Source organism: Polaromonas sp. AET17H-212 (genome assembly GCF_002379085.1).
GTDB lineage: Bacteria > Pseudomonadota > Gammaproteobacteria > Burkholderiales > Burkholderiaceae_C > Polaromonas.
In genome coordinates this window covers 26,278-49,739 of record NZ_NBZW01000025.1, presented here as the reverse complement: position 1 = coordinate 49,739, position 23,462 = coordinate 26,278, and the positions used below count along the sequence as shown (strand labels likewise).

The following is a 23,462-nucleotide window of genomic DNA, read 5'->3' as shown; positions in this document are numbered from 1 at the left end:
CCGTTCACGTCTGAATCGAGAGTGCTCGCTTTATTTTCTACCCCTCAGTCACAATTGAACCTCGCGGTTTCTGCTGTTTTGTTCCCGATCGCTGCGCCCTGCCGGGTGGCATGCAGGTATCTTGCGTGGCTCGGACCCTCGTGAGAGCGTGCAGCCGCACGGCGCTCACGAGGCCTCCAGCCCCGCCGCAGGTGCGTCACCCAGGGTGAAATAGAAGGCCGCCCCGTGCCCTGGCGCGGACTCGGCCCACACCCGCCCCCCGTGACGCGTGATGATTCTGTGCACCGTCGCCAGGCCAATGCCGGTTCCGGCGTATTCCGAGACGGTGTGCAAGCGCTCGAAAGCGCCAAACAGTTTTTCTGAATAAGCCATGTCAAAGCCCGCCCCGTTGTCCCGCACCACGTACACCGCCTCACCGCCGGGGCTTTGCTCCCGCCCGAACGCGATCAGGGATTGCGCTTGCAGGCTGCTGAACTTCCAGGCATTGCCCAGCAGGTTGTCCAGCACCTGCAACAGCAGGCGCGCATCGCCCTGGGCCAGCAGGCCTGGCTGGATGTCGAGCAGGGCCACGCGACCGGGCTGCCTCTCGCGGTAACCGCCAAGTATTTTTTCCGCCAAAGCGCTCAGGTCGACGGTCTCCCAGCGCAGGTTGGTGCGCGAAACCTGCGCCAGCGACAACAGGGCGTCGATCAGTTCGCCCATCTGCACCACGCCGGCACGTATGCGGGCCAGGTAATGCCGACTGCGTTCGCCCGCTGCGCCGCCCTCCAGTTCCCGCACGAGCAGGTTGCTGAATCCACCAATGGCACTGAGCGGCGTGCGCAGGTCGTGCGACACCGAATAGGAAAAGGCCTCGAGCTGCTTGTTGGCAAACTCCAGTTGCCCGGTGCGCTGCTGCACCCGGTCTTCCAGGCTGGCATTGAGTTGCAGGATTTCCTCGCGCGCCCGCTTGCGCTCCCGGATATCGGTGTTGATGCCCAGCACGCCGTTGACCCGGCCCTGCCCATCACGCACCACGGTCCAGCGTGCCTCGATGCTGAACGTCGAGCCGTCGCGGGCCACCTGCTCGAGCTCCCCGGTCCAGTCCCCATCATTGGCCAGGGTCTGGTTCATGGCATCGGCCAGCGCCTGCGGGCTGCGGTACATGCGTTCATCCATGGTTTTGCCGAGCACCTCGTCGGCGGTCCAGCCGTAGAGGCGCTCGGCGCCCTTGTTCCAGAAACGCAGGGTTCTGTCCAGGTTGCGAACCATGATGGCGTCCTGCGCACGGTCGAGCAGCGAGGCCTGCTCGCGCACCTGGACGGCCGCCAGGCGCGCCTCTTCCTGGCTGCGCTGGCGCTCCAGCCGGGCGCGCAAGCTGCCGATGCCAAACGCCAGGTTGTCGGCCATGTCCTGCAACAGCCTGATCTCGTCAGCGGCAAGTTTTTCAAGCGATCCGGAGTACAGGCCCAGCAGGCCGAACGTGCGATGGGCGTCACTCAGGGGCAAGAACACTGCGCTGCGGTAGCCCAGTTCTGCCGCCTCCTCGCTCCAGTAAAACTGGTTGTCTCCCTGCGCGATGTCTTCACTGACGCTGGCCCGGCCACTGCGTATGGTCTGGCCCGCAGGCCCGCGCCCGGTGGGCTGGTCGGCATCCCAGGTCAGCCTGACCCTGGAGAGGTAGCCCGCTTCATGGCCGGCGTGGGCCATGGGCTCGATGCTGCGGGCTGCATCGTCCCGCGCATAACCGACCCACGCCATCCGGTAGCCGCCCACCTCCACGGCCAGCCGGCACACCTGCAGCAACAGTTCGGCTTCGTCGTCGATGCGGGTCAGCGCCTGGTTGCAGCGGCTGAGCATCTGCAACGCCCGGTTGGTGCGCGCCAGTTCGCGGTCCGCACGTTTGCGCCCGGTCACGTCACGCGCGGTGCCGACAATGCGCTCCACCGAGCCGGCCTCGTTGAGGACCGGGTAGGAACGGTCGCGAATCCAGCGCACCTCGCCATCCGGCCGGACAATCCGGTATTCCAGGTCGGTGGCAGCACCCGACGCCTGCCGGTGTTTGGTCTGCGCTTCCGCGTCCCGGTCGTCGGGGTGGATGGACTCGCGGTAGGCATCGGGTGCCGCGTACAGTTCTTCCCGGCGGCGATGCCACAGGGTCTCATAGGCCGGGCTGATGTAGAGAAAACGCCCGCTGGCAAAGTCGCGGTTGTAAAACACGTCCTTGATGTTTTCTGCAAGCTCCCGAAAACGCGCCTCGCTGCCCAGCAGCGCGGCCTCGGCCTGCGCCCGCTCGATCGCAATGCGCGCCAGCCGCACGGCCGTGTCCACCAGGTCCTGATCCGCCGGCTGAGGCGTGTACGGCGTGTGATGGTAGATCGCAAAGGTGGCCAGGACCTCGCCCGCCGCCGAGAGCACCGGCGTGGACCAGCAGGACTGCAGGTCGAATTCGCGTCCGAGCTCGCGGTAGTTGCGCATCAGCGGATCACTGGCCAGGTGCTCCACCACGACCGGCTTTTTGCGGAACGCGGCCGTCCCGCACGCGCCGGCACCTTCGCCGATCCCCAGCCCGTCGACCTGCCGGCTGAAGGCGGCCGGCAGGCTGGGCGCCGCACCATGGCGCAAGCGCGTGCCCTCGCGCAGCAAAATCGAACACAGGCTGTTGGCGGAACGGCCCTCGATCAGGCTGACGATGGCTTCGAGGGACTGCGGCAAGGGCACGCCGTAGGCGATCAGCTCCAGCACCTGCTCCTGGTCGCGCACCAGTTCCTCGGTGAACTTGCGCTCGGTGATGTCGGTAAACACCGCCAGCCCGCCCACCAGTTGCCCCGCCTCGTCGTGCAGGGGCCGGACATTGTTGCGCAGCACATGGTCCCTGGCGCCTGGCCGGCGCAGCAGGATATCCCAGTTGTCGACGCTCTCGCCGCGAATGGCCCGGCTCAGCGGCCGGTTCTGCGGCGCACACACCGTCTTGCCGTCCAGCAGCACCACCTCGTGGTCCGCCCGCCATGCCGCCAGCGTTTTGCCTGTTCCATCGCTGGGGAAATACTTTTTCGCGGTCGCGTTGAACAGCAGGAAGCGGCCTTCGACATCAATCGCCAGCACCCCTTCACTCATGCTGTTGATGATCAGGTCCAGCATGCCGCGCTCCTTGCCGATGCGCGCCAGCGACTCGTCGCGTTGCTGGTGGCTCAACTCCAGCGATGCGGCCATGCGGTTGAAGGTTCGTGCCAGATGCCCGAGCTCCCCCTGGTAAACCGGGCCGAGCGCAACGCGAGCCGCCAGGTTGCCGCGGGCCAGTTCGTCGGCTTCATGCAGCATGGCATTGGCCGGGTTGACGATCAGGCGCTTGCCCATGACCCAGGCGCAGGCCATGCCAAACAGGGCGGCAGCGAGCAGAACCCCCAGTTCCAGCGTCAGCGCTTTCGCCGGTTCAGCGGAGATCAGCGCGCGTGTCATGCTGACGGCCACAAACAGCGCGCCGTCCGCCGTGCCGCTCACCGGGGCAAAGGCGTACACGCGCTGCTCCCCGCCAGCATCCGGTGCCTCCTCGATGCCCACGCGCGGGGCCTGCAAAAAGGCCCGGATGGTCGCATCGGTCTGCAGGCTGCCCACCGCGCCGGCAGCTGCAGGCTGGGCGGCCAGGACGGTGCCTCGGCGATCGGTCAGCACCACGCTGGCCCCTGCCGTCGGCGCCACCTGCGCCAGCAGGGGCGCGAAAGCCTGCACGCTGAGCGCGGCAAAGACCGCCCCACTCAGCACCCCGGCGTTGTCATGGACGGGCGCCGCAAAACCGATGCCCGCCTGGCCGCTGCGCCTGCCCGTGCCATATTCGCCAATGGAAAACTGGCGGCTGGCCATGACCCGTTTGAAAAAAGGCCGGGCGCTGGCATCGGCGCCCACCAGGGAAGCTTCGGAGTGGCACAGCACGGTGCCGTCGAGCGCCACCACCCCCAGGTCGGTGTACTGCGGATGCATCGCATGCAAATTGCGCAGGTACTCGCTGCACAGGCCCGGCAGCCGGCCCTTGACGGAGGGCGCGCTGGCCAGATCGCCCAGAAGCTGTTTGATCGCCTCGACCTGCGGCTGCTGGCTGGCGGCGGTCAGCAGCGCCTGGGATTGCAGTGTGGAGCGCGCCAGCTTCAGGGCATCACTCTGCTTGCTGGCTGCCGCCCAGGCAAACAGGCCAAGCACCGGCAGCAGCGCCACCACAATCAACAACACCAGACGGGCGCGAAGCCCCAACGAACTTACCATTCCATTCCTTTGCGCCTTCGCCGGCCCGGGGGTCCTTGCAGGCGATGCATCGCTGCGGACCGGGAGCCCGTGCTGGGAAGCCGGCACGTGGAGACCTTTGCGCCATCGTAGTACTTTGGCTTGACCATGGCCACCCGCCGGTCACCCGCCCGCCGTCCTCCTACAGCCGGACGCTGCACAGGCTGACAAAGCGCCTGCAGATAGAGCAGCACAGTGACCGCTGAATCCCTTGCTGCAACAGAAAGAACGCCTGTGGCCCGCCCTCTTCCCAACCCGTCCAATCAGCCCGCCCCGCCCGTGCAGAAGCAGGCCACAGGCCAGCCCGGGCAGAGTGAGGGCATGCCCGTCAAGACACCGGCCGCAGGACGCCCGCGGCCCGGGCGCGCAGCAACACCAGCCGACGCGTCGGACGAAACCCGTCTCGCGCTGCCGCATGAGCGCGACCAGTCCACCGACATGACCGATGCCGAGCCCGATCCGAAACTGCAGCAAGCCAGTCGCGACCTGAGCCGGGGCCTGCAGGACACCGACAGAAGCGTTCCCATGGACAAGGCCTACGACCGGCTCAAGCGCTGAAAACAGGTTGCCAGGTGCAGCCGGATGCTACTGTCTTAATAGCTGCCGGCGTCCGCAACAAATGGGCTGCTGCCCATTTCATCATGAACAAAATCCGGCGGGTTGCGTCAGGGCGTGCGTGACGACGCCTCGGGCGCACCCGCAGGCACCCGCTCGGTCATCCAGCGCAGCAGGTCCAGCCACATCTGGCGCATCTCGGCGTCCAGCGGTGTGCGCATCGCATTGGGCAGTTCGATGGTGACCACCGGCACCCCCTTGTGCACACCGCCATAGTTGCCGAGCGAGCCCGGGAAAATGCCGACCTGGTCCAGGTACAGCCGCCCCAGTTTGGACGGTGGAACCGACGGTCCGTCAAAGTCAAGCACCCCGTACGGTGCATGGATGCTGACGATCAGGTGGGGCTTGAAGTTCTGCATCTCCTGGTGCAGAAAGCGCGACTCCGGCTCGGACAGCGGTTTGGTTCCCGGCCAGCGGCGCGGGTCCTTGCGGGTGCGCTTTTCCCAGTACGCCTTGGCGTCACGCTCCCAGAACGGCGTGGGGAAGTTGCGGTTCAGATCGACGCCATTGGCGTTGACGCGCCGCGGCGGGCTGGCCAGCAGCCCGTCGGGATTGAGGGCCGGTATAAAACGCCAGTGGATGGCTTGCGACCAGGGCGCCGTGGTTTCCTCGGCCAGGCGGATCCAGTGCAGGGCCACCGAGGCCGACGACAGCTCGTCCCCATGAATGGCGCCCAGCACCAGCACGCGCTGGCGCACATCCTCGGGCTTGACATCGCGCATCCACAGGGTCTGCCCCTTGACCGAGCGGGCGGCCGTGGCCTGCAGCTGGGCGGCCTCGCAGAGGCTGCGCCCGAGATTCGGAAGTTTGCGAACAAACTCATCGCAAGGCCCCGCAGCGGGGGCGCCAGTCGCTATCAATAATGAAGCTGTCAGAAAGGCCGCGGTGCAGGTTGAGCGCATGGTGCGATTTTACGCACGGCGCCTGATGGCGGGACGCCTGCCGGGCCCGGGGCATTGGGGTAAATTACCCCCATGACGCCTCCCACTGCATTGCGCCGGGCCAGCCACCCCAGTTTTTCCCCGCGCGAGTTCCGCGCCTGCCTCGGCATGTTTGCCACCGGCGTGACGATTGTCACAGCGCGCAAGCCCGACGGCGAGCTGATCGGCCTGACCGCCAACTCCTTCAACTCCGTCTCGCTCGAGCCGCCGCTGGTGCTCTGGAGCCTGGCGCAGGCGGCCGGCTCCATGCCGGCACTGAGTACCGGCTCGCATTACGCCATCAACATCCTGGCGGCCGACCAGAAAGAGCTGGCAGAGCGTTTTGCAGCCAAACGCGAAGGCCGCTGGGAGGGGGTCGCCTGGACCGAAGGTGCCAGCGGCTCGCCCTTGCTGGCGGGCGCCGCGGCCACCTTTGAATGTTTCAACCGCAGCCGCTACGAAGAAGGCGACCATGTGATTTTTGTCGGCGAGGTCGAACGCTGCAGCCACCGCGCCGGCGCGGCGCCGCTGCTGTTTCACGGCGGGCGCTTCTACACCGAGCATCCGCTCTGACAGCACCTGCTGCAAACCGCCGCCACGCATGACGCCACGCCAGACCCATCTCGACACCCTCGCCATCTCCCTGCTGCTGGCCTGCAGCCTGTTCTGGGGCTTCCAGCAGGTGCTGGTCAAGGCCACGCTGCCCGAAGTGGCGCCGGCCTTCCAGGCCGCCATCCGGTTTGCCGGCGCCACCGTGCTCCTCTGGCTGTGGTGTGCCTGGCGCGGCGTCAAGCTGTTCGGTGCGGATGGGTCGCTGCGCGCGGGGCTGTTGGCGGGCGCGCTGTTCGCGGGCGAATTTGCCTGCCTGTATGTGGGCCTGCAGTACACCAGCGCGTCGCGGCTCACGGTGTTTCTCTACACCTCGCCGTTCTGGGTGGCGGCCTTGCTGCCGATCTGGGTGAAGTCCGAAACGCTGCGGCCGGTGCAGTGGGTGGGCCTGGCCTGCGCTTTTGCGGCGGTGGCCTTTGCGCTGCGCGAGGGTTTCAGCGCCGCCGGCGCGCCGACCTGGGTTGGCGATGTGATGGCGCTGGTGGCCGGCATGTTGTGGGGCCTGACCACGGTGGTGATCCGGGCCTCGTCGCTGGCCAAAGTATCGGCCGAAAAATTGCTGTTCTACCAGGTGGCCGTGAGCACCGTCACCCTGCCGCTGCTGTCACTGGCCCTGGGCGAGCGCTGGTTCTGGCGCTTCAGCCCGTTTGCCCTCACCTCGCTGCTGCTGCAGACGGTGGTCGGTGCCTTTGCCAGCTACCTGGCCTGGATGTGGATGCTGGGCCGTTATCCGGCGACCAAGATTTCCGTTTTTGTTTTCCTCACGCCGCTGTTTGCGCTGCTGTTCGCTGCACTGTGGCTGCACGAGGCGACCACGCCCAGCCTGCTGGCGGCGCTGGTGCTGGTGGCGCTGGGCATCGTGCTGGTCAACCGCAAGCCGGCCTGAGCAGGGCGGCGCTCGCGGCGAGCCTCAGGCGGCGCCGGCACGCCGCTGCGCAAACGCGACGTACCAGTCCAGGCAGCCGGGATTGGCCATCGCGTCCCGATTGACCACCTTGTCGATCGGCTGGCCCAGCAGCAGTTTCTTGATCGGCAGCTCCTGCTTCTTGCCCGACAGGGTGCGCGGGATCTCCGGCACCTGGAAAATTTCGTTCGGCACAAAACGCGGGGACAGCGCCGTCTTGATGGCGTTGTTGAGCCTGGCCTTCATCGCATCGTCCAGGGCCACGCCTTCGCGCAGGACCACAAACAGCGGCATGTAGCTTTCGCGCCCCAGGTACTCCAGGTCCACCACCATCGAGTCGATCACTTCCGGCAGCGCCTCGACCGCGCTGTAGAGTTCGCTGGTGCCCATGCGCAGGCCGTGGCGGTTGATGGTGGCGTCGGAGCGGCCATAGATGATGCAGCTGCCCGAGGGCGTGATCTTGAGCCAGTCGCCGTGGCGCCAGACGTTGGGGTACATGTCGAAATAACTCGAGATATAACGCGCATTGCCGGTATCGCCCCAGAAGTACAGCGGCATGGACGGAATCGGCTGGCTGCAGACCAGCTCGCCGACCTCGCCGATCACCGGCTGGCCCTGCTCGTTCCAAGCCTCGACGGCGCAGCCGAGCAGGCGGCACTGCATCTCGCCCGGCACCTGCGGCAGCTCGCGGTTGCCGCCAATGAAGGCACCGGCGAAGTCCGTGCCGCCGGAAATATTGCACCACCAGATGTCCTGTTGCGCTTCGGTTTTGGCGATGCGCCGAAACTGCTCCGTGCCCCAGGTCTGCGCCTCGGGCGAGAGCGGCGAGCCCGTGGTGCCCAGCGCGCGGACGGACGACAGGTCGCCGCACGTCGACAGGTCCACGCCGGCCTTCAGGCAGTTGGCAAAAAAGGCCGCACCGGCCCCGAAAAACGTCACACCCAGTTTCGCGCCGAAGCGCCACAAGGTGGTCCAGTCCGGCTTGTCCTTGCTGCCACCGGGGTTGCCGTCGTAAATGCAGCAGGTCGTGCCATTGAGCAGGCCGCTGACCTGCGCGTTCCACATGACCCAGCCGGTGGAGCTGTACCAGTGGTAACGCTCGCCGAAGGAGTTGGCCTCGTAGCTGCAGCCGATGTCGTTGTGCAGGGTCTTGAGCGCCAGCGCGACCAGCACGGTGCCGCCATGGCCGTGCACGATGGGTTTGGGCAGGCCGGTGGTGCCGCTGGAATAGACGATCCACAACGGATGGTCGAAAGGCAGCCACATCGGCGCAAAGGCCGCGGTGTCAGCATCATTTCGGGCTGTAGCGCTCTCAAACCGGGCGCTGTCAGCTATTGAATTAGCAGCATCGAGGTTGTAGTGAACAATCACGTGCTGCAGCGAAGGCAGGGCCGCGCGGATCTCCGCCACCACCGCCGTGCGGTCGATGTCGCGCCCGCCGTAGGTCACGCCGTCGCAGGCAATCAGCACCTTGGGTTCGATCTGCCGGAAGCGGTCCAGCACGGCATTCGTGCCCATGTCGGGCGCGCAGATGCTCCACACGCCGCCTATGCTGACCACGGCGAGGAAGGCCACCATGGCCTCGGGAATGTTGGGCAGGTAGGCCGCCACGCGGTCGCCCGGCAACACGCCCTGGTCCTTCAGGTGCAGCGCGAGCGACGCCACCTGGCGGCGCAGCTCGGGCCAGCTCAGCTCGCGTGCCGGGGCGCTGTCCAGGCTTTTTTCGTTGTGGCTGAGCAGTGCGGGAAACCCGGCCGCATGGGCGCGGTCGACATGCCGGAACACCTGCTGCGCGTAGTTGAACTGCGCGCCGGGAAACCAGCGCGCACCGGGCATTTTTGCCTCGACCAGCACATCGGTAGCAGGCGTGGGTGACTGCAGCTCAAAGTAGTCCCAGATGCTTTGCCAGAAGGCGTCCAGGTCCGTCACCGACCAGCGCCACAGGGCGTCGTAGTTGTCAAAGGACAGCTGGCGCGTGTCGCGCAGCCAGTTCTGGTACAGGCGGATTTGGGGGATGTAGGGGGCGCTCATGAGGCGAAAGCTTAGCAGGCCCGCCCCCGCGCGGGCATCCACCCTTGCGACAGGCAGGGGGTTGCGCCGGCGCAAAAACAAAAGGCCGCCCGCAGGCAGCCTTGGGGCGGGTCAAGGCCCGCAGCATGGTGACACCAGACGCTGTTGGCGCCCACTGCAACCGATGCGATACACGTCCCTTATTTGGGCGTGCCCATCATCATCTCAACGTCGCTCATCGGCACCATGCCGTTTTTGCTCTTTGTTTTCATGTGGCCCCACATGCTCGCGTGGTGGCGGTCCCACTCGCGCTTGGAGACCATGCCGTCGCCGTTGGTGTCCATGCTGTTCATGGCGGTGTTGTTCAATTTGGCGTCAACCTTCATCTCGGCCTTGGCGGCGGGCGTGCCACCGGAAGCGGACGGGCTGATCTGTGCGTTGGCAGCAGCGCCGCCGGAACCGGCCACGGGGTTTTGCGCTGACAGCGTGGAACCATTGACCTTCTTGGCGTCAACCTTCATCTCGGCCTTGGCTGCGGGGGTGCCGCCTGAAGCGGTCGGGTTGGCTTGTGCGGAAGGCGTTGCAACGACGCCGGTGGGCGCCTGGGCAAAGGCAGCAGTACAGGCCAATGCGGCGAGGGTCAGGACAAGGGATTGCTTTTTCATGGGGTCTCCAAAAATGTGAGAGCGATGTGCTCAATATCATCTTTGCCCGGCCGGCCCGGCCCGGCTGTAGGATGAACACCGTGCGGACCGTCAGGGTCTGTCGGCTCCTCGGCGTCGCTTCTCAGCCCAAAAAAGCCTCCCTGCACAAATCGCACAGTCGTGCTAATATTTGCTTCATGGACGCCAGAACCCAGAAAAGCGAGATGACCCGCGCCGCCATTGTGGGTGCGGCGCTGGACCTTGCCTCCGCCGAGGGACTGGAGGCCATCACGCTCCAGGCCGTGGCCGACCGTCTCGGCCTGTCCAAGAGCGGGGTGTTTTCACGCATCGGTTCGCGCGAGGCCCTGCAGAAAGCCGTGATTGACGAGTTCGGCCGGCGGTTTCTGGCCGATGTGTTTGTCCCCGCGGTGCAGCAGCCCAAAGGCCTGCCGCGGCTGGATGCGATTGTGCAGCGCTGGATTGTGCGCACCCGGGACGTGGAGGCCCATACCGGCTGCGTATACAGCGCCGGCGCCTTTGAGCTGGACGACCGCGAAGGCCCCCTGCGCGACCACCTGCACGGCGAGATCACGCGCTGGCGCGCCGCCCTGCGCCGCACCGTCGTGCAAGCCGTCGAGCGGGGCGACCTCCGCTCCGATACCGACGCCGAGCAGCTCGTCGCCGAAATCTACGCCCTGATGCTGGGCCTGATCCACGACACGCGCTTCCTGCGCGACCCCCGCGCCGCCGAACGTGCCCAGGCCAGTTGGCAGCGCCTGGTCAAGAGTTACCAGCCATGAGTTTTGTCAGCCCCACCAGGGCTTTTTGTTGGCCCATATTTCGCACGATCGTGCGAAGAAAGGAAAATGCCATGTTGTTCTTCCTCCTCCTCGCCATTGCCGTGGTTGCAGCGGCCCGCGCCGCGCAATCTGCCCTCGCATCGCTGCGCTCCCTGCCGCGCAGCAATGAAGACTGGATCTGGTACTGATCCGGAAAAAGCACCCAGGAGCCTCTCATGACACGTACATCACTGGAAGCCACCGCCGCCTACTACCACACCAGCCCCGTGACCCGGCTGTTCCGCTGGGGCCTGGGCGCGTCGCAGCACGTCTGGCCGACCCTGGCGGTGCGCGCAGCACATCGCCTGTTCGGCACCCCCTTGCCGCCCAAGTGGCTGAACCGGCGCAGGACCTGGTCGCCGGACTGGCGCATCAGCCACTGGGCCTTCGAGCACGCCAGCCTGACCGTCTACGAACGCCCGGTGGCGCCGCATGGCCCGCTGGTGCTGCTGGTGCATGGCTGGGGCGGCCACGCCGGCCAGATGCTGGCGCTGGCCGACACCCTGCAGGCGCAGGGCCTGCGGCCGGTTATTCTTGAAATGCCGGCCCACGGGCGCAGCGCGGGATCGACCAGCAACCTGCCGCAGTTTGCACGCGCCATCGACTACACCGTGGCACGCCTGCGGCAGGCCGGCCACCAGGTACAGGCCCTGGTCGCGCATTCGCTGGCAGCCAACGCCGGGGCCTACGCGGCCAGCCGCGGCCTGCCCGTGGGCAAACTGGTGCTGCTGGCCCCGCCGGCATCCCCTTATGAATACACGCGGTTGTTCGCGCAGGTGTTCGGCCTGCGCGAGTCCACACGTGCGGCCATGCAGCAACGCATTGAAGCGCGCGAGGGCATCCTGATGCCGCAGTTCGAACCCGCCGCCGTCGGCCCGCGCATCACCCAGCCCACGCTGGTGGTGCATGACCGCAGCGACAGCATCAACCGCTTTGCCGACGGCGTGGCCTACAGCCAGGCCATCACCGGCGCCCGGCTGCTGGCCACGCAGGATCTCGGGCACCGGCACATCCTGAAAGACGCCGGCGTGCTGCGCGAACTCGCCGCTTTTGTCGCTTGAACATCACGCCCGCGCTGCAACAACCTTGTGCGGCATGGCTATTGCTCCTAGGATGGCGCCACTTACAAGGAGCAGTTGATGGAAAATTCAAAAGGCGGTTTCAGCTGGACAGAAAAAAGCAGCACGGTCTTGCAGCAGGGCGGCGTGATCGGGCCCGACGAGCGCCTGCCCTGGCCGCAAACGGCGGTGATGGGCGTGCAGCACGTGATCGCGATGTTCGGCGCCACCGTGCTCGCGCCCATCCTGATGGGCTTTGACCCCAACATCGCGATCCTGATGAGCGGCGTCGGCACGCTGATCTTTTTCCTGATCACCGGCGGCAAGGTGCCCAGCTACCTCGGGTCCAGCTTTGCCTTCATCGGCGTGGTGATCGCCGCCACCGCCTACGCCGGCAAGGGGCCCAACCCGAACATCGGCCTGGCACTCGGCGGCATCATTGCCTGCGGCCTGTTGTACACCGTCATTGGCGCCATCGTGCAGGCCGTCGGCACCGGCTGGATCGAACGCTTCATGCCGCCGGTGGTCACCGGCGCCGTGGTGGCGGTGATCGGCCTGAACCTGGCCGGCATCCCGATCAAGAACATGGCCGCCAGCAACTTCGACTCCTGGATGCAGGTCGTGACCTTTGTCAGCGTGGCGCTGGTCGCCGTGATGACACGCGGCATGGTGCAGCGCCTGCTGATCCTGGTCGGCCTGATCGTCGCAACGCTGGTGTATGCGGTGCTGACCAACGGGCTGGGCCTGGGCAAGCCGGTGGACCTCTCGCCGATTGCCAATGCCGCGTGGTTCGGCCTGCCCGGCTTTGCCGCGCCGGTGTTCAGCGCCAATGCCATGCTGCTGATTGCGCCGGTGGCCATCATCCTGGTCGCGGAAAACCTCGGCCACATCAAGGCCGTGACGGCCATGACCGGCAAAAACCTCGACCAGTACATGGGCCGGGCCTTCATCGGCGACGGCGTGGCCACCATGGTGTCAGGCGCGTCAGGCGGCACCGGTGTCACCACCTATGCTGAAAACATCGGCGTGATGGCCGCCACCAAGATTTATTCGACGGCGGTGTTTGTGGTCGCCGGCCTGATCGCGGTGGTGCTGGGCTTCAGCCCCAAGTTCGGCGCATTGATCCAGGCGATTCCGTTGCCGGTGATGGGCGGCGTCAGTATCGTGGTGTTCGGCCTGATTGCGGTAGCCGGCGCCAAGATCTGGGTCGACAACAAGGTTGATTTTTCCGACAACAAGAACCTGCTGGTCGCGGCCATCACGCTGGTGCTGGGCACCGGCGACTTCACGCTGAAGTTCGGCCAGTTTGCGCTGGGCGGCATCGGCACCGCCACCTTTGGCGCCATCCTGCTGTACGCCCTGCTGAACCGCAGGAAGTAGCCAGCGCGGCCCGCCGCGGGCCTACCTGGTTTTGGCCTGGGCCAGCGCCGCCTTGGTGACGGCGAGTTCGCGCTCGACACCGGCGCGTTCGCCGATTTCCTGCTCCAGCAGCTCGTTGACATGCGCCAGGTCGGCGGCAGACTTCTGGATCTTGCCTTCGAGTTCGCCGGTCTTTTCCAGTGCCTGGGCCACATCCCCGGTTTGCACATGTTCGGGGATTTCCTGCTTGAGCACCGCGTTGATCACAAACAGTTCGGCGCTGGTCTGCTTCACGGTTTTCTCGACCGCCTCGTTCCGGTCAAGCGCACGTTCCAGTGGCGTGTTTGCAGAAGAGGCGGACTGCGGGGACGATGGGGATGACTTGGACATGGTGAACACCTCGGGGGCAAACGGGGAAAGAGCTGGCGACACAACGCGCGCGCGGGGGACCCAGGGCCACCCGACGTAGAAAGCCCCTATGGTACCCAAAGTGCACGTTCCGGGGCCAGCAATGTCCACACCGCCATCAGGCTTCAGCGCAGGCTGGGACAAGGCCGGCCCGTACCGCTCAGGGGGCCGTTCCCGGCGCGGCGGGCGGGCTGGCGATCCGGCCCGGAATCGAACAGCCTGCCCAGGGTGGCGCCCACACGCGCACCAATCGCCGTTCCGATGCCGGGCAGCACCGCCGTGCCCAGCAGCGCGCCGGCCACCGCGCCCCTCGGCACCGACACCGCCACCTTGTCCACCGGCCCGCTGAGCACCAGGGGCACGCCAACGATGCCGTCCACCAGATCCACCGCGAATTCGGCCTCGATCTGCCGGTTGGCCAGGCGGGCCTTGCCGGAGGCACTCAGGGCCCCGGAACTGGCCTTGATCCCGGTGAATTGCGTGACCATGCCGCGCGGCGTGTTCTGGGTGTCCATCTGGCCGGACACCGCGTCGAGTGCTGTCTGCCCCGCATGCTCCCGGCCGAGGCTGCGAATGGCCTTGTCCAGGTCGAAGCGCAGCAGGGTCGAGGCGCCCATGGTGAACACGGTTTTTGTATGCAGCGACTGCGCCAGTCCGACCAGGGTATCCGCCTGGGCCGACAGCACGGTGTGGCCCGAGGCCTTGCCAGCGATGACCGGCTTGCGGTTGAAGGCAGCCACCGCGCTCGCCACCTCAACCCCGCTGGGCCGCAATTGGCCGTCCAGCGCCAGGCGGCCGTCGGCACGGGTCTGAAACTGCACCTCGCCATCGGCCGTGCCGCCGCCCACTTGGCTGCGGATGGCCCAGCGGTCGTCCTGCCCTTGCCGGGTCAGGGTCAGGTCGGTGGCCGGCGTGAAACCGGGGCGACGCAACACGGCCTGGCGTGGCCGCCAGCCCGGGTCAAAGTCGATCTCGCCGTCATACACCACCGGCACGCCATGGCGCGACAGCCAGGTCAGGTCGCGAAACACGAAACGCGCCAGCGGCGTGGCCCCGGCTTCCGCGGGGGCGCCGCGTGAGGTCGCGTCGAGCGCCCGCAAGGACAGTTGCGGCACCACCGCGCCGTCGAGTTCCACACGGTCCAGGATCACGCGCCGCTGCAGCAGGGCCAGCAGATCCGGATAGGCCGTGAGCTTTTTGACCGTGATGGCCTGTGGCTGGTCGGTCGCCACGTCCTCCAGCACGATGGCCGGTACCGGCAGCAGGCGCCAGTGCAGCGCGCCCAGCCGCACCGGTACACCGAGCCGGCCCTGCAGTTCGCCGGCGGCGTGGGCGGCCAGGTCCTCGTCAGCGGGGATGAACCACACCAGCGCCAGCCACAAGGCGCCCAGCAGCGCCACCAGGCCACCTGCGGCCACCATCCATGTTTGTCTGCGTGCCATGCTGCCTTCCGCCGTTGTTGCCCTGTCTGCCCTCTGCCTCGACTGAGCTTAGGCGGCTGGCTGCGCGGCACTTGTAGGCCGCAATCTCTTTATAGTCTGGGGTACAAGCCCTTTTGACGCCCTGTGGAACCACGATGCCTGTCTGGAAACAACCGATTTCTGTCGAACTGCTGACCCGCAACAACGCCAACAGCGCGGTGACGCACCTGGGCATCGAATTCCTGGAGGTTGGCGACGACTTCATCCGGGCCCGCGTGCCGGTCGATGAACGCACGCGCCAGCCCTACGGCCTGCTGCATGGCGGTGTGTCGGTGGTGCTGGCCGAAACCCTGGGCTCCTGCGGCGCCGCCTTTGCGGCACCCGAGGGCCACCGCACGGTGGGCCTGGACATCAACGCCAACCACCTCAAGGGCGTCACCAGCGGCTGGGTCATCGGGACCACCCGGCCGGTGCACATCGGCCGCAGCACCCAGGTCTGGGCCATCGAGCTGACCAACGAGGCCGGCGAGCTGACCTGCGTTTCGCGCATCACGATGGCGATGCTGGCCCCGCGTTAACCACAAAATCGGCCCTCAACTCTTATGGGTCGGGCTCAAACAGCTATTAATACAGTAGCAGTTGTGCGATTCAATCCGCGGCCGATCGGGCCAGGCGTTCACTCTTCCAGTACACGTCGTCGCCGCCGTTCATGCGGTTGAGCACGCGCGAGAGCACAAACAACAGGTCGCTCAGGCGGTTCAGGTACTGGCGCGGCGACGCGTTCAGCGTCTCGGCCTGGTCCAGCGCCACCACCGCACGTTCGGCGCGTCGGGCCACGGTGCGGCAGACATGCGCCAGCGCGGCGGCACGCGAACCGGCCGGCAAAATGAACTCCTGCAGGCGCGGCAGGGTCGCGTTGTATTTTTCGAGCGCCGCATCAAGCAGCGCCACCGCCTCGGGCTTGAGCAGTTCAAAGCCGGGAATCGACAGCTCGCCGCCCAGGTTGAACAGCTGGTGCTGCACCTCGACCAGCAGTTCGCGCACGTCGGCCGGCATCTCTTCGCACAGCAACACGCCAATTTGCGAGTTCAGTTCGTCGACGTCGCCCATCGCATGCACCCGCAGGCTGTCCTTGGACACGCGCGTGTTGTCGCCCAGCCCGGTGGTGCCGTTGTCGCCGGTACGGGTGGCGATCTGGGTCAGTCTGTTGGCCATGGCGGGTACTCTTCCGGCAGGCGCGGCCTGCGTTACGCGAGGAAAAAAAATGTGTCGGAACCGTGGCACATGTCAGCAAGGCAACACTGTGAAAGAGCGCTGGCTGGACCTGCCTTGCTGCGGTGCAATGACGTCCTGTTCAATTCAAGGAAACCGTTCGCTCATGGCCTCCAAATCCCATTTTATTCCCAACTTCGAAGCACGCAGCGTGCTGCTGCTGGCCGCGCTGACGGTCGGCACGGTGCTGGCCATTCATGCCCAGGTGCGCGAGCCCGTGGTCACGCCGGCCCGCGTCGTCACCGGCACGCAAGACATCAACGCGGCTTTCGATCGTGCCGACGTGAACGGGGACGGCAAGCTTGACCGCGCCGAGGCGGCACGTTTTCCGGTCATCGAGCAGCGATTCGACCAGATAGACAGTAACCGGGACCAATCGGTCTCGCGCGAGGAGTTTGCGGCGGCGATCAAGACCTGATGCCCCCGCGGGGCGCCGGGTGGCCCCCCGCGGATGCCGGAGCCGTCGTAAACTGGGGGCCTCAGACCGGAGACACCATGAACGCCCCCACCCACCCCGACCACCTGCTGCCCCAACTCAACCTGCGCGCTGTGCCGCTGGCCCTGATCGAGGCCCTGAAAACAAGGTTTGCCGAGCGTTGCTCCACCGCCCTCGTGGTGCGCGAGCAGCATGGCCGCGACGAGTCCTCGTTTGCGGCGCCGCCACCGGCGGCGGTGGTGTTTGCCGAAAGCACGGCCGACGTGGCTGACGCGGTCAAGCTGGCTGCGCAGTACCAGGTGCCGGTCATCCCCTTTGGCGTCGGCACCTCGCTGGAAGGCCATCTGCTGGCCGTGCAGGGCGGCATCAGCATTGACGTGAGCCGCATGAACAAGGTCTTGTCCATCAATGCCGAAGACCTGACCGTGACGGTGCAGGCCGGCGTCACGCGCAAGCAACTCAACGAAGAGGTCAAGAGCACCGGCCTGTTCTTCCCGATCGACCCGGGCGCCGATGCGACGATAGGCGGCATGAGCGCCACCCGCGCCAGCGGCACCAACGCCGTGCGTTACGGCACCATGCGCGAAAACGTGCTGGCGCTGGAGGTGGTCACCGCCAGCGGCGAGGTCATCCGCACCGGCACCCGTGCCAAGAAATCATCGGCCGGTTACGACCTGACGCGCCTGATGGTCGGCAGCGAAGGCACGCTGGGCGTGATCACCGAAATCACCGTCAGGCTCTACCCGCTGCCCGAGGCGATCTCGGCGGCGATCTGCTCCTTCCCGAGCATCGAGGCGGCGGTGCGCACCACCATCCAGATCATCCAGCTCGGCGTTCCGATTGCCCGCGTGGAGCTGATCGACAGCAACACCGTGCGCATGGTCAACGCCTACGCCAAACTCGGCCTGCGCGAGGAGCCCATGCTGCTGATGGAATTCCACGGCTCGCCCAACAGCGTCAAGGAACAGGCCGAGACCGTGCAGGAGATCGCGACCGACATGGGCGGCAACGCCTTTGAATGGGCCAGCACGCCCGAGGAACGCACGCGCCTGTGGACCGCGCGGCACAACGCCTACTTTGCGGCGATCCAGTCGCGGCCGGGCTGCCGCGCGATCTCGACCGACACCTGCGTGCCGATCTCGCGCCTGGCCGACTGCCTGCTCGACTCGGTCAGCGAAGCCGATGCCAGCGGCATCCCCTACTTCCTGGTCGGTCACGTGGGCGACGGCAACTTCCACTTCGGCTACCTGATCGATCCGGACAAGCCCGAAGAACGGGTGGCCGCCGAAGCGCTGAACCACACGCTGGTGGCACGCGCCCTGCGCCTGGAAGGCACTTGCACCGGCGAACACGGCGTCGGCCTGCACAAGATGGACTTTCTGGTGACCGAAGCCGGCAACGGCGCGGTGGACATGATGCGCACCATCAAGCGCGCACTCGATCCGCACAACATCATGAACCCGGGCAAGATCTTCACGCTGTGAAGGCCGCGGCGGCCTGACGCCGGCCCTGGCCCCCTTTCCTGGCGGGCAAAACAGAAGGGCTGCGGAAGTACCAAGGGCCTCCGCTGATGGGAGCTTGCGCGCCGCATGGTTTGTCGTTAGGGTGATCGTCCTCCCGCACACCCCCGAGGACGCCATGAACAAACACCCCTCCCCGCCCAAAAACCGGTTTTGTGACCTGGTGATGAAAGGCGGCGTCACCAGCGGCATTGTTTACCCCAAGGCCATCGGCCGGCTGGCGGCGCACTACCATTTCAAGAACATCGGCGGCTCCTCGGCCGGCGCCATTGCGGCCGCCGTGACCGCCGCCGCGGAGTACCGCCGGCGGCACACCGGCAGCATGGCCGGGTTTGAGCGCCTCGCCCGCCTGCCCGACGAACTCGGACAGCGGGCGGACCCGCAGGGGCCCAGCCGCCTGCTGCGCCTGTTCCAGCCGCAACAAACCACGCGTCGCTTGTTCTCGGTACTGGTGCTGGCGCTGAACCGCGGCGGCACCTGGCGCCGGGTGTTCCACATCGTCCGCGGGCTGCTGCAGGCCTACTGGGCGGCCAGCCTGGCCGCGCTGGTGCTGGCCGTGGCGGCCAGCGGGTACAGCAGCCTGCTGGCCGGCGTGCTGACCTTCGTGCTGGCAGGTACCGGCCTGGTGCTCTGGGGGGTGTACCGCGATGTCACGCGCAAGCTCACGGCCAACGGCTTTGGGCTGTGCACGGGCATGAGCGAGCCCGGTGATGCCGACCCTGCCCTCACACCCTGGCTCCACGACACCATCCAGCAGGCCGCGGGCCGCACGCCGGGCGACCCGCCCCTGACCTTCGGCGACCTCTGGCGCGCCCCCGGCTTTCCGCCCGAGGGCAGCACGCTGCCACCGACCGTGCCGCCCAGGTCCATCCACCTGCAGATGTTCACCACCAACCTGTCGCATGGCCGGCCCTACGTGCTGCCCTTCGAGGAAGGCGACCCCCAGCGCAACCAGGGCCAGCATGCCGCCACGCGGCGGCGGCTGTTTTATCGCCGCGCGGAACTGGCGCGTTACCTGCCCGGCGAGGTGATCGTCTGGCTCACTGAGCACAGCCAGGCCTACGAGTTGAGCCCGGGCCGGGCCTCCTGGGACCCGGCCACGGCCGACGGCGAGGGGCTGCTGGAACTGCCGGCACCGCAGGATTTTCCGGTCGTGCTGGCAGCCCGCATGAGCCTGGGTTTTCCGCTGCTGTTTGCGGCGGTTCCCCTCTGGGCCATCGACTACGACGCGAAGGAAGGGGTGGGCCGGCGCAGCTTCAAGCGCTGCTGGTTCTCCGACGGCGGGCTCTCGTCCAACTTCCCGATCCACATGTTTGACGGCCTGGTGCCGGCCTGGCCCACGTTTGGCATCACCCTGGAGCCCAAGCTGCCCGGGCGGGCCAACATGACCTTTCTGCCCACCCGCTACCACTACGGCTACGGTGAACGCTGGCAGCGTTTTGACGAACAGGGCCACCCCGGCAGCCGCATGGGCGGTTTCCTGTCCGCGCTGGTCCCACCATGCAGGCGTGGAACGACAACACCCTGTCGCGCATGCCGGGCGTGCGCGACCGCGTGGTGCGCCTGCGGCTGCACCCGCAGGAAGGCGGGCTGAACCTGAACATGCCGGCGGACACCATCACGAGTGTGTCCAGCCGGGGCCTGGAAGCGGCCGACGACCTGATCCGGCGCTACCTGCCGGCGGCTGACGCCGCGCGCATCACCGGCTGGGACGAGCAGCGCTGGGTGCGCCTGAACGTGTTCCTGCGCATGCTGGAAAAACGCCTGCCCGGGGTGCGCGCCGCACTGGAACACAGCCCGGCGTCCACCGATTGGGAGGCGCTGATCGACCTGGCCGGCCAGGACAAGGCGGCAGGCTTTGACCGCCCGATCACGGCCGACGAAGCGCAGGCGCTGCGCGCCATGTGTACCTTGCTGAAACAGTTTGCCGATGACTTCATGCCGCTGGCCCAACGGCTGGCCTTTGTTGCCATTCCCGAACCGGAACTGCGGGTCCGGCCGGCGCTATAAAATTTATAGCTATTCACGCCCGTTCAGTGACGGGCCGGGCCTATTTGTTGCCGCGCAGGCGCTCGATCAGCCCGTTCAGCTCGTCCATGGAGGCAAACTGGATGGCGACTTCGCCGGTGTCCTCGCGCCGGCCATTGCGCTTGACCTGTTTCTTGACGCGGACCTCGACGTCGGCCATCAGCAGGTCGGCCAGCTCTTCTTCCACGCGGCGGGTGTCGCGCGACTTTTCCTTGGTGTTTTTTTGCGGCTTGAGCGAGAACTCGGCGCTGAGTTTCTTGACCAGGCTTTCGGCCTCGCGCACCGACATTTTTTTGGCTGCAATCTGGTTGCCGGCGGTGATCTGCGTAGCCCGGTCCAGCGCCAGCAGCGCCCGCGCATGGCCCATGTCGATGTCGCCGGCCATCAGCATGGTCTGCACCGGCTCGGCCAGGTTCAGCAGGCGCAGCAGGTTGGAGGCGGCGCTGCGGGAACGGCCGACGGCTTGCGCGGCCAGTTCGTGAGTGAGCCCAAACTCCTTCACCAGCCTTTGCAAGCCCTGAGCTTCTTCCAGCGGGTTGAGGTCTTCGCGCTGGATGTTTTCAATCAGCGCCATGGCCGCGGCCGACTCGTCGGGCACGTCGCGCACCAGCACCGGCACGCTGTCCAGGCCGGCGATTTTCGCGGCACGGAAGCGGCGCTCGCCGGCAATGATTTCGTACTTGCCGTCGTTGGCGCCGCTGGTCAGGCGCCGCACCAGAATCGGCTGCATGATGCCCTGGACCTTGATGGACTCGGCCAGTTCGTAGAGCGCGCCCTCGTCCATGCGGGTGCGCGGCTGGTACTGGCCGGCGACCAGGTCGGTGAGCCGGAGCGAGGCCGGCTGGCCGGGACTGGTGGCGCTGCTGTTGCCCTGGTCGGCATCGCCGGCTTCGCTGACCTTGGGGCCCAGCAGGGCCTCGAGTCCGCGGCCCAGGCCTTTGGGTTTTTTGGTGACCATGGTGTCTTGTCTTTCTCTGGTTCAGATTAGAAGGGGCTGATGCGTCTGTGATGCGTCACAGACGCATCAGCCGCAGGAGTTGTTCGTGGGCCTCGGGCCAGTCGGCCAGACCGCTCTCGGCATTGAGGTGGCCGCGGGGGCCGGCGTCGATCGACCTGGCACCCCAGGCGGCGGCGAACTGCGCCGCCCGCGCGGGCACGCAAAACGGGTCGTCGCTGCTGGCCAACACCACGGCCGGAAACGGCAGCGGCTGCAGCGGCACCGGCGCCCAGCTGCTCAGCATGGGGCGGATGTCCTCGCGCGCCACATCAGGCGGCGCGACCAGCAGCGCACCCTTGACGCGCTGCGTGTTTTTTGAATGGGCGGCCCAGGCCGCCGTGTGTATGCAGCCCAGGCTGTGCGCGACCAGCACGGCCGGCTCGTCGCAGGACAGCAGCACCTCTTCGAGCCGCGCAATCCAGTCGCCGCGCAGCGGGTGCATCCAGTCGTGCTGCTCGACGCGCTGGTAACCGTGGACCCGCTCCCAGCGGCTTTGCCAGTGCTCGGGGCCGCTGTTTTGCCAGCCGGGGAGGATCAGGACGTTCGAGGACTTCATGCCGGAAAAAGCAGATTTACTATGGTTTTGATAGCTGTCAGCGCAGGTGGTGCCTGGGCCGGAAGCCGATTTGGCTTGAAACCCAGGCCATCACATGGCCTTGATGCGCTGCACCATCTCTTCGGCGAAGGTGACGAAGGCCTGTGCGCCTTTGGACGACGGGTCAAACACCACGCCGGGCAGGCCGTAACTGGGCGCTTCGGCGAGGCGCACATTGCGCGGGATCACGGTGTTGAACACCTTGTCGCCAAAATGTGATTTCAGCTGGTCGCTGACCTGTTGCTGCAGGGTGATGCGCGGGTCGAACATGACACGCAGCAGGCCGATGATGGCCAGGTCCTTGTTGAGGTTGGCGTGCACCTGCTTGATGGTGTTGACCAGATCCGTCAGGCCTTCGAGCGCAAAGTACTCGCACTGCATGGGCACGATCACGCCGTGCGCGCAGCACAGGCCGTTGAGCGTCAGCATCGACAGGGAGGGCGGGCAATCGATCAGCACGAAGTCATAGTGCTCGCCGACATCCGCCAGCGCCAGCTTGAGCCGCCTTTCGCGGCGCTCGACATCCACCAGCTCGACCTCGGCGCCGGCCAGCTCGCGGTTCGCACCGAGCACGTCGTAGCCGCATTTCTCGCTGTGCACCCGCGCCTCCAGCAGCGACGCCGACTCGAGCAGCACGTCGTACACCGTGAGTTCGAGTTTGCGCTTGTCCACGCCTGACCCCATGGTGGCGTTGCCCTGCGGATCCAGGTCGATCATCAGCACGCGCTGGCCGACCTTGGCCAGTCCCGCTGCCAGATTGACCGTGGTGGTGGTTTTGCCCACCCCGCCCTTTTGGTTGGCAACGCAGAATATTTTGGCCATGTGCTTCTTTGGGTTCTGGAGATCGGAAGGTTTACTTGGAGATGGCCAGCTTGATGCCGAAGCCGATGAGAAACACGCCGGCCGCCTTGTTCAGCACCGCGGAGATTTTCGGATTGGCGCGGATGCGCGCGGCCAGAAAGTAGGTGATCAGCACCGAGCTCAGGCCGTACAGAAAGGTCAGCCCTGCAATGGTGGCGGCCATCACCGCAAAGGTGGTCAGGCCCTGGTGCCGGGCCGGGTCCACAAACAGGGGGAAGAACGCCATGTAGAAAACGATGGCCTTGGGGTTGAGCAAGGTGATCAGGAGGGCCTGGCGGAAATAGTGACGTGGCTTGATCTGCAGAATGGGTGCATCGCCGGGCTTGGCCAGCAGCATCTTGAGGCCGAGCCAAGCGAGGTACACCGCACCGGCCCACTGCACCGCATGAAAGGCGGTCGGGTAGGCGGCCATCACCGCCGACACGCCGGCCACCGCGGCCCAGAGCAACACCTGGTCCCCGGCGATCACGCCGAAGGTGGCACCGAGTCCGCCCGGAATGCCGCCCTTGCTGGTCGAGGTGATCAGCGCCAGGTTGCCGGGGCCGGGAATCAGCAGAAAAACAAGGATGGCGACAACAAAAGCGCCGTAGTCAGCGACGCCCGCAAATGAACCCCACATGGAGACCTCCGAAAAACAGGTTTTGAGTTTACGTCAGCGCACAGGCTGAAAATCCGCCGGCACCTGCCATGCGGGCCTGATGTGCAGTTTTTT

General features: G+C 66.4%; 22 protein-coding genes. 11 read left to right on the top strand and 11 right to left on the bottom strand.

Features of this window, described 5'->3' with window-relative positions:
- Positions 1-165: 165 nt before the first annotated feature.
- Positions 166-4,236, bottom strand: a complete 4,071-nt coding sequence (locus tag B7G53_RS17450; protein ID WP_096670032.1) for a PAS domain S-box protein — start codon at positions 4,234-4,236, stop codon at positions 166-168.
- 252 nt (positions 4,237-4,488) lie between these two features.
- On the opposite strand from B7G53_RS17450, the gene B7G53_RS17445 reads away from it, so the two are divergent.
- The gene (locus tag B7G53_RS17445) at positions 4,489-4,812 is read left to right on the top strand and encodes a hypothetical protein (protein ID WP_255250060.1); all 324 of its coding nucleotides are present in this window, start codon (positions 4,489-4,491) and stop codon (positions 4,810-4,812) included.
- 107 nt (positions 4,813-4,919) lie between these two features.
- On the opposite strand, the gene B7G53_RS17440 is transcribed toward B7G53_RS17445, so the two are convergent.
- On the bottom strand, positions 4,920-5,771 hold the full coding sequence (locus B7G53_RS17440) for a M14 family murein peptide amidase A (RefSeq protein ID WP_096670030.1): 852 nt from the start codon (positions 5,769-5,771) through the stop codon (positions 4,920-4,922).
- A 72-nt stretch (positions 5,772-5,843) separates the two neighbouring features.
- Here B7G53_RS17440 and B7G53_RS17435 point away from each other — a divergent pair, with 72 nt between their 5' ends.
- Together B7G53_RS17435 and B7G53_RS17430 are read left to right on the top strand one after the other, a co-directional pair.
- Complete coding sequence (locus B7G53_RS17435) at positions 5,844-6,362, top strand: flavin reductase family protein (RefSeq protein ID WP_096670028.1); 519 nt, start codon at positions 5,844-5,846, stop codon at positions 6,360-6,362.
- Between the two features lie 28 nt (positions 6,363-6,390).
- Positions 6,391-7,284, top strand: coding sequence for a DMT family transporter (locus B7G53_RS17430; RefSeq protein ID WP_096670026.1), 894 nt, complete (start codon positions 6,391-6,393; stop codon positions 7,282-7,284).
- Between the two features lie 24 nt (positions 7,285-7,308).
- On the opposite strand, the gene B7G53_RS17425 is transcribed toward B7G53_RS17430, so the two are convergent.
- Positions 7,309-9,333: an acetoacetate--CoA ligase gene (locus B7G53_RS17425; RefSeq protein ID WP_096670024.1), complete on the bottom strand. Its 2,025-nt coding sequence runs from the start codon at positions 9,331-9,333 to the stop codon at positions 7,309-7,311.
- Positions 9,334-9,512: 179 nt separating this feature from the next.
- Positions 9,513-9,977, bottom strand: a complete 465-nt coding sequence (locus tag B7G53_RS17420; RefSeq protein WP_096670022.1) for a hypothetical protein — start codon at positions 9,975-9,977, stop codon at positions 9,513-9,515.
- 176 nt (positions 9,978-10,153) lie between these two features.
- On the opposite strand from B7G53_RS17420, the gene B7G53_RS17415 reads away from it, so the two are divergent.
- The 3 genes from B7G53_RS17415 (at position 10,154) to B7G53_RS17405 (ending at position 13,233) form a co-directional block, all read left to right on the top strand.
- Positions 10,154-10,756, top strand: coding sequence for a TetR/AcrR family transcriptional regulator (locus tag B7G53_RS17415; protein ID WP_096670020.1), 603 nt, complete (start codon positions 10,154-10,156; stop codon positions 10,754-10,756).
- A 215-nt stretch (positions 10,757-10,971) separates the two neighbouring features.
- Positions 10,972-11,856 carry an alpha/beta hydrolase gene (locus B7G53_RS17410; RefSeq protein WP_096670018.1) on the top strand — a complete coding sequence of 295 codons (885 nt, stop codon included), beginning with the start codon at positions 10,972-10,974 and terminating at the stop codon, positions 11,854-11,856.
- A 78-nt stretch (positions 11,857-11,934) separates the two neighbouring features.
- On the top strand, positions 11,935-13,233 hold the full coding sequence (locus B7G53_RS17405; RefSeq protein WP_096670016.1) for a solute carrier family 23 protein: 1,299 nt from the start codon (positions 11,935-11,937) through the stop codon (positions 13,231-13,233).
- 21 nt (positions 13,234-13,254) lie between these two features.
- Here B7G53_RS17405 and B7G53_RS17400 read toward each other — a convergent pair whose 3' ends face one another.
- Together B7G53_RS17400 and B7G53_RS17395 are read right to left on the bottom strand one after the other, a co-directional pair.
- Positions 13,255-13,602 carry a hypothetical protein gene (locus B7G53_RS17400; protein ID WP_096670058.1) on the bottom strand — a complete coding sequence of 116 codons (348 nt, stop codon included), beginning with the start codon at positions 13,600-13,602 and terminating at the stop codon, positions 13,255-13,257.
- Between the two features lie 143 nt (positions 13,603-13,745).
- On the bottom strand, positions 13,746-15,062 hold the full coding sequence (locus tag B7G53_RS17395; RefSeq protein WP_096670014.1) for a glycine zipper domain-containing protein: 1,317 nt from the start codon (positions 15,060-15,062) through the stop codon (positions 13,746-13,748).
- A 134-nt stretch (positions 15,063-15,196) separates the two neighbouring features.
- Here B7G53_RS17395 and B7G53_RS17390 point away from each other — a divergent pair, with 134 nt between their 5' ends.
- Complete coding sequence (locus B7G53_RS17390; protein ID WP_096670012.1) at positions 15,197-15,619, top strand: hotdog fold thioesterase; 423 nt, start codon at positions 15,197-15,199, stop codon at positions 15,617-15,619.
- 70 nt (positions 15,620-15,689) lie between these two features.
- Here B7G53_RS17390 and B7G53_RS17385 read toward each other — a convergent pair whose 3' ends face one another.
- On the bottom strand, positions 15,690-16,256 hold the full coding sequence (locus tag B7G53_RS17385) for a cob(I)yrinic acid a,c-diamide adenosyltransferase (RefSeq protein ID WP_096670010.1): 567 nt from the start codon (positions 16,254-16,256) through the stop codon (positions 15,690-15,692).
- 163 nt (positions 16,257-16,419) lie between these two features.
- Between B7G53_RS17385 and B7G53_RS17380 the strand changes: the two genes are divergently transcribed.
- The 4 genes from B7G53_RS17380 (at position 16,420) to B7G53_RS17365 (ending at position 20,279) form a co-directional block, all read left to right on the top strand.
- Positions 16,420-16,731 (top strand): EF-hand domain-containing protein, encoded by a 312-nt coding sequence (locus tag B7G53_RS17380; RefSeq protein WP_096670008.1) that lies wholly within the window; start codon positions 16,420-16,422, stop codon positions 16,729-16,731.
- 77 nt (positions 16,732-16,808) lie between these two features.
- Positions 16,809-18,233: an FAD-binding oxidoreductase gene (locus tag B7G53_RS17375; RefSeq protein WP_096670006.1), complete on the top strand. Its 1,425-nt coding sequence runs from the start codon at positions 16,809-16,811 to the stop codon at positions 18,231-18,233.
- Between the two features lie 154 nt (positions 18,234-18,387).
- On the top strand, positions 18,388-19,863 hold the full coding sequence (locus tag B7G53_RS17370; RefSeq protein WP_096670004.1) for a patatin-like phospholipase family protein: 1,476 nt from the start codon (positions 18,388-18,390) through the stop codon (positions 19,861-19,863).
- Positions 19,770-20,279: a hypothetical protein gene (locus tag B7G53_RS17365; protein WP_141396371.1), complete on the top strand. Its 510-nt coding sequence runs from the start codon at positions 19,770-19,772 to the stop codon at positions 20,277-20,279. Before B7G53_RS17370 ends, B7G53_RS17365 begins: the two co-directional genes overlap by 94 nt.
- Before the next feature lie 40 nt (positions 20,280-20,319).
- Here B7G53_RS17365 and B7G53_RS17360 read toward each other — a convergent pair whose 3' ends face one another.
- From B7G53_RS17360 to B7G53_RS17345, 4 genes are all read right to left on the bottom strand, one after another.
- Positions 20,320-21,255: a ParB/RepB/Spo0J family partition protein gene (locus B7G53_RS17360; protein ID WP_096669998.1), complete on the bottom strand. Its 936-nt coding sequence runs from the start codon at positions 21,253-21,255 to the stop codon at positions 20,320-20,322.
- A gap of 55 nt (positions 21,256-21,310) precedes the next feature.
- Positions 21,311-21,850 carry an RBBP9/YdeN family alpha/beta hydrolase gene (locus B7G53_RS17355; protein WP_096669996.1) on the bottom strand — a complete coding sequence of 180 codons (540 nt, stop codon included), beginning with the start codon at positions 21,848-21,850 and terminating at the stop codon, positions 21,311-21,313.
- Positions 21,851-21,940: 90 nt separating this feature from the next.
- On the bottom strand, positions 21,941-22,711 hold the full coding sequence (locus B7G53_RS17350; protein ID WP_096669994.1) for a ParA family protein: 771 nt from the start codon (positions 22,709-22,711) through the stop codon (positions 21,941-21,943).
- 31 nt (positions 22,712-22,742) lie between these two features.
- Positions 22,743-23,369, bottom strand: a complete 627-nt coding sequence (locus tag B7G53_RS17345) for a LysE family transporter (protein ID WP_096669991.1) — start codon at positions 23,367-23,369, stop codon at positions 22,743-22,745.
- Positions 23,370-23,462 lie beyond the last annotated feature (93 nt).

Bases quoted from the DNA above. Each gene is read 5' to 3' on its own strand.
- B7G53_RS17450 (WP_096670032.1), bottom strand. From the start codon at position 4,236: ATGGTAAGTTCGTTGGGGCTTCGCGCCCGTCTGGTGTTGTTGATTGTG.
- B7G53_RS17440 (WP_096670030.1), bottom strand. From the start codon at position 5,771: ATGCGCTCAACCTGCACCGCGGCCTTTCTGACAGCTTCATTATTGATA.
- B7G53_RS17435 (WP_096670028.1), top strand. From the start codon at position 5,844: ATGACGCCTCCCACTGCATTGCGCCGGGCCAGCCACCCCAGTTTTTCC.
- B7G53_RS17430 (WP_096670026.1), top strand. From the start codon at position 6,391: ATGACGCCACGCCAGACCCATCTCGACACCCTCGCCATCTCCCTGCTG.
- B7G53_RS17425 (WP_096670024.1), bottom strand. From the start codon at position 9,333: ATGAGCGCCCCCTACATCCCCCAAATCCGCCTGTACCAGAACTGGCTG.
- B7G53_RS17420 (WP_096670022.1), bottom strand. From the start codon at position 9,977: ATGAAAAAGCAATCCCTTGTCCTGACCCTCGCCGCATTGGCCTGTACT.
- B7G53_RS17415 (WP_096670020.1), top strand. From the start codon at position 10,154: ATGGACGCCAGAACCCAGAAAAGCGAGATGACCCGCGCCGCCATTGTG.
- B7G53_RS17410 (WP_096670018.1), top strand. From the start codon at position 10,972: ATGACACGTACATCACTGGAAGCCACCGCCGCCTACTACCACACCAGC.
- B7G53_RS17405 (WP_096670016.1), top strand. From the start codon at position 11,935: ATGGAAAATTCAAAAGGCGGTTTCAGCTGGACAGAAAAAAGCAGCACG.
- B7G53_RS17400 (WP_096670058.1), bottom strand. From the start codon at position 13,602: ATGTCCAAGTCATCCCCATCGTCCCCGCAGTCCGCCTCTTCTGCAAAC.
- B7G53_RS17395 (WP_096670014.1), bottom strand. From the start codon at position 15,062: ATGGCACGCAGACAAACATGGATGGTGGCCGCAGGTGGCCTGGTGGCG.
- B7G53_RS17390 (WP_096670012.1), top strand. From the start codon at position 15,197: ATGCCTGTCTGGAAACAACCGATTTCTGTCGAACTGCTGACCCGCAAC.
- B7G53_RS17385 (WP_096670010.1), bottom strand. From the start codon at position 16,256: ATGGCCAACAGACTGACCCAGATCGCCACCCGTACCGGCGACAACGGC.
- B7G53_RS17380 (WP_096670008.1), top strand. From the start codon at position 16,420: ATGGCCTCCAAATCCCATTTTATTCCCAACTTCGAAGCACGCAGCGTG.
- B7G53_RS17375 (WP_096670006.1), top strand. From the start codon at position 16,809: ATGAACGCCCCCACCCACCCCGACCACCTGCTGCCCCAACTCAACCTG.
- B7G53_RS17370 (WP_096670004.1), top strand. From the start codon at position 18,388: ATGAACAAACACCCCTCCCCGCCCAAAAACCGGTTTTGTGACCTGGTG.
- B7G53_RS17365 (WP_141396371.1), top strand. From the start codon at position 19,770: ATGCAGGCGTGGAACGACAACACCCTGTCGCGCATGCCGGGCGTGCGC.
- B7G53_RS17360 (WP_096669998.1), bottom strand. From the start codon at position 21,255: ATGGTCACCAAAAAACCCAAAGGCCTGGGCCGCGGACTCGAGGCCCTG.
- B7G53_RS17355 (WP_096669996.1), bottom strand. From the start codon at position 21,850: ATGAAGTCCTCGAACGTCCTGATCCTCCCCGGCTGGCAAAACAGCGGC.
- B7G53_RS17350 (WP_096669994.1), bottom strand. From the start codon at position 22,711: ATGGCCAAAATATTCTGCGTTGCCAACCAAAAGGGCGGGGTGGGCAAA.
- B7G53_RS17345 (WP_096669991.1), bottom strand. From the start codon at position 23,369: ATGTGGGGTTCATTTGCGGGCGTCGCTGACTACGGCGCTTTTGTTGTC.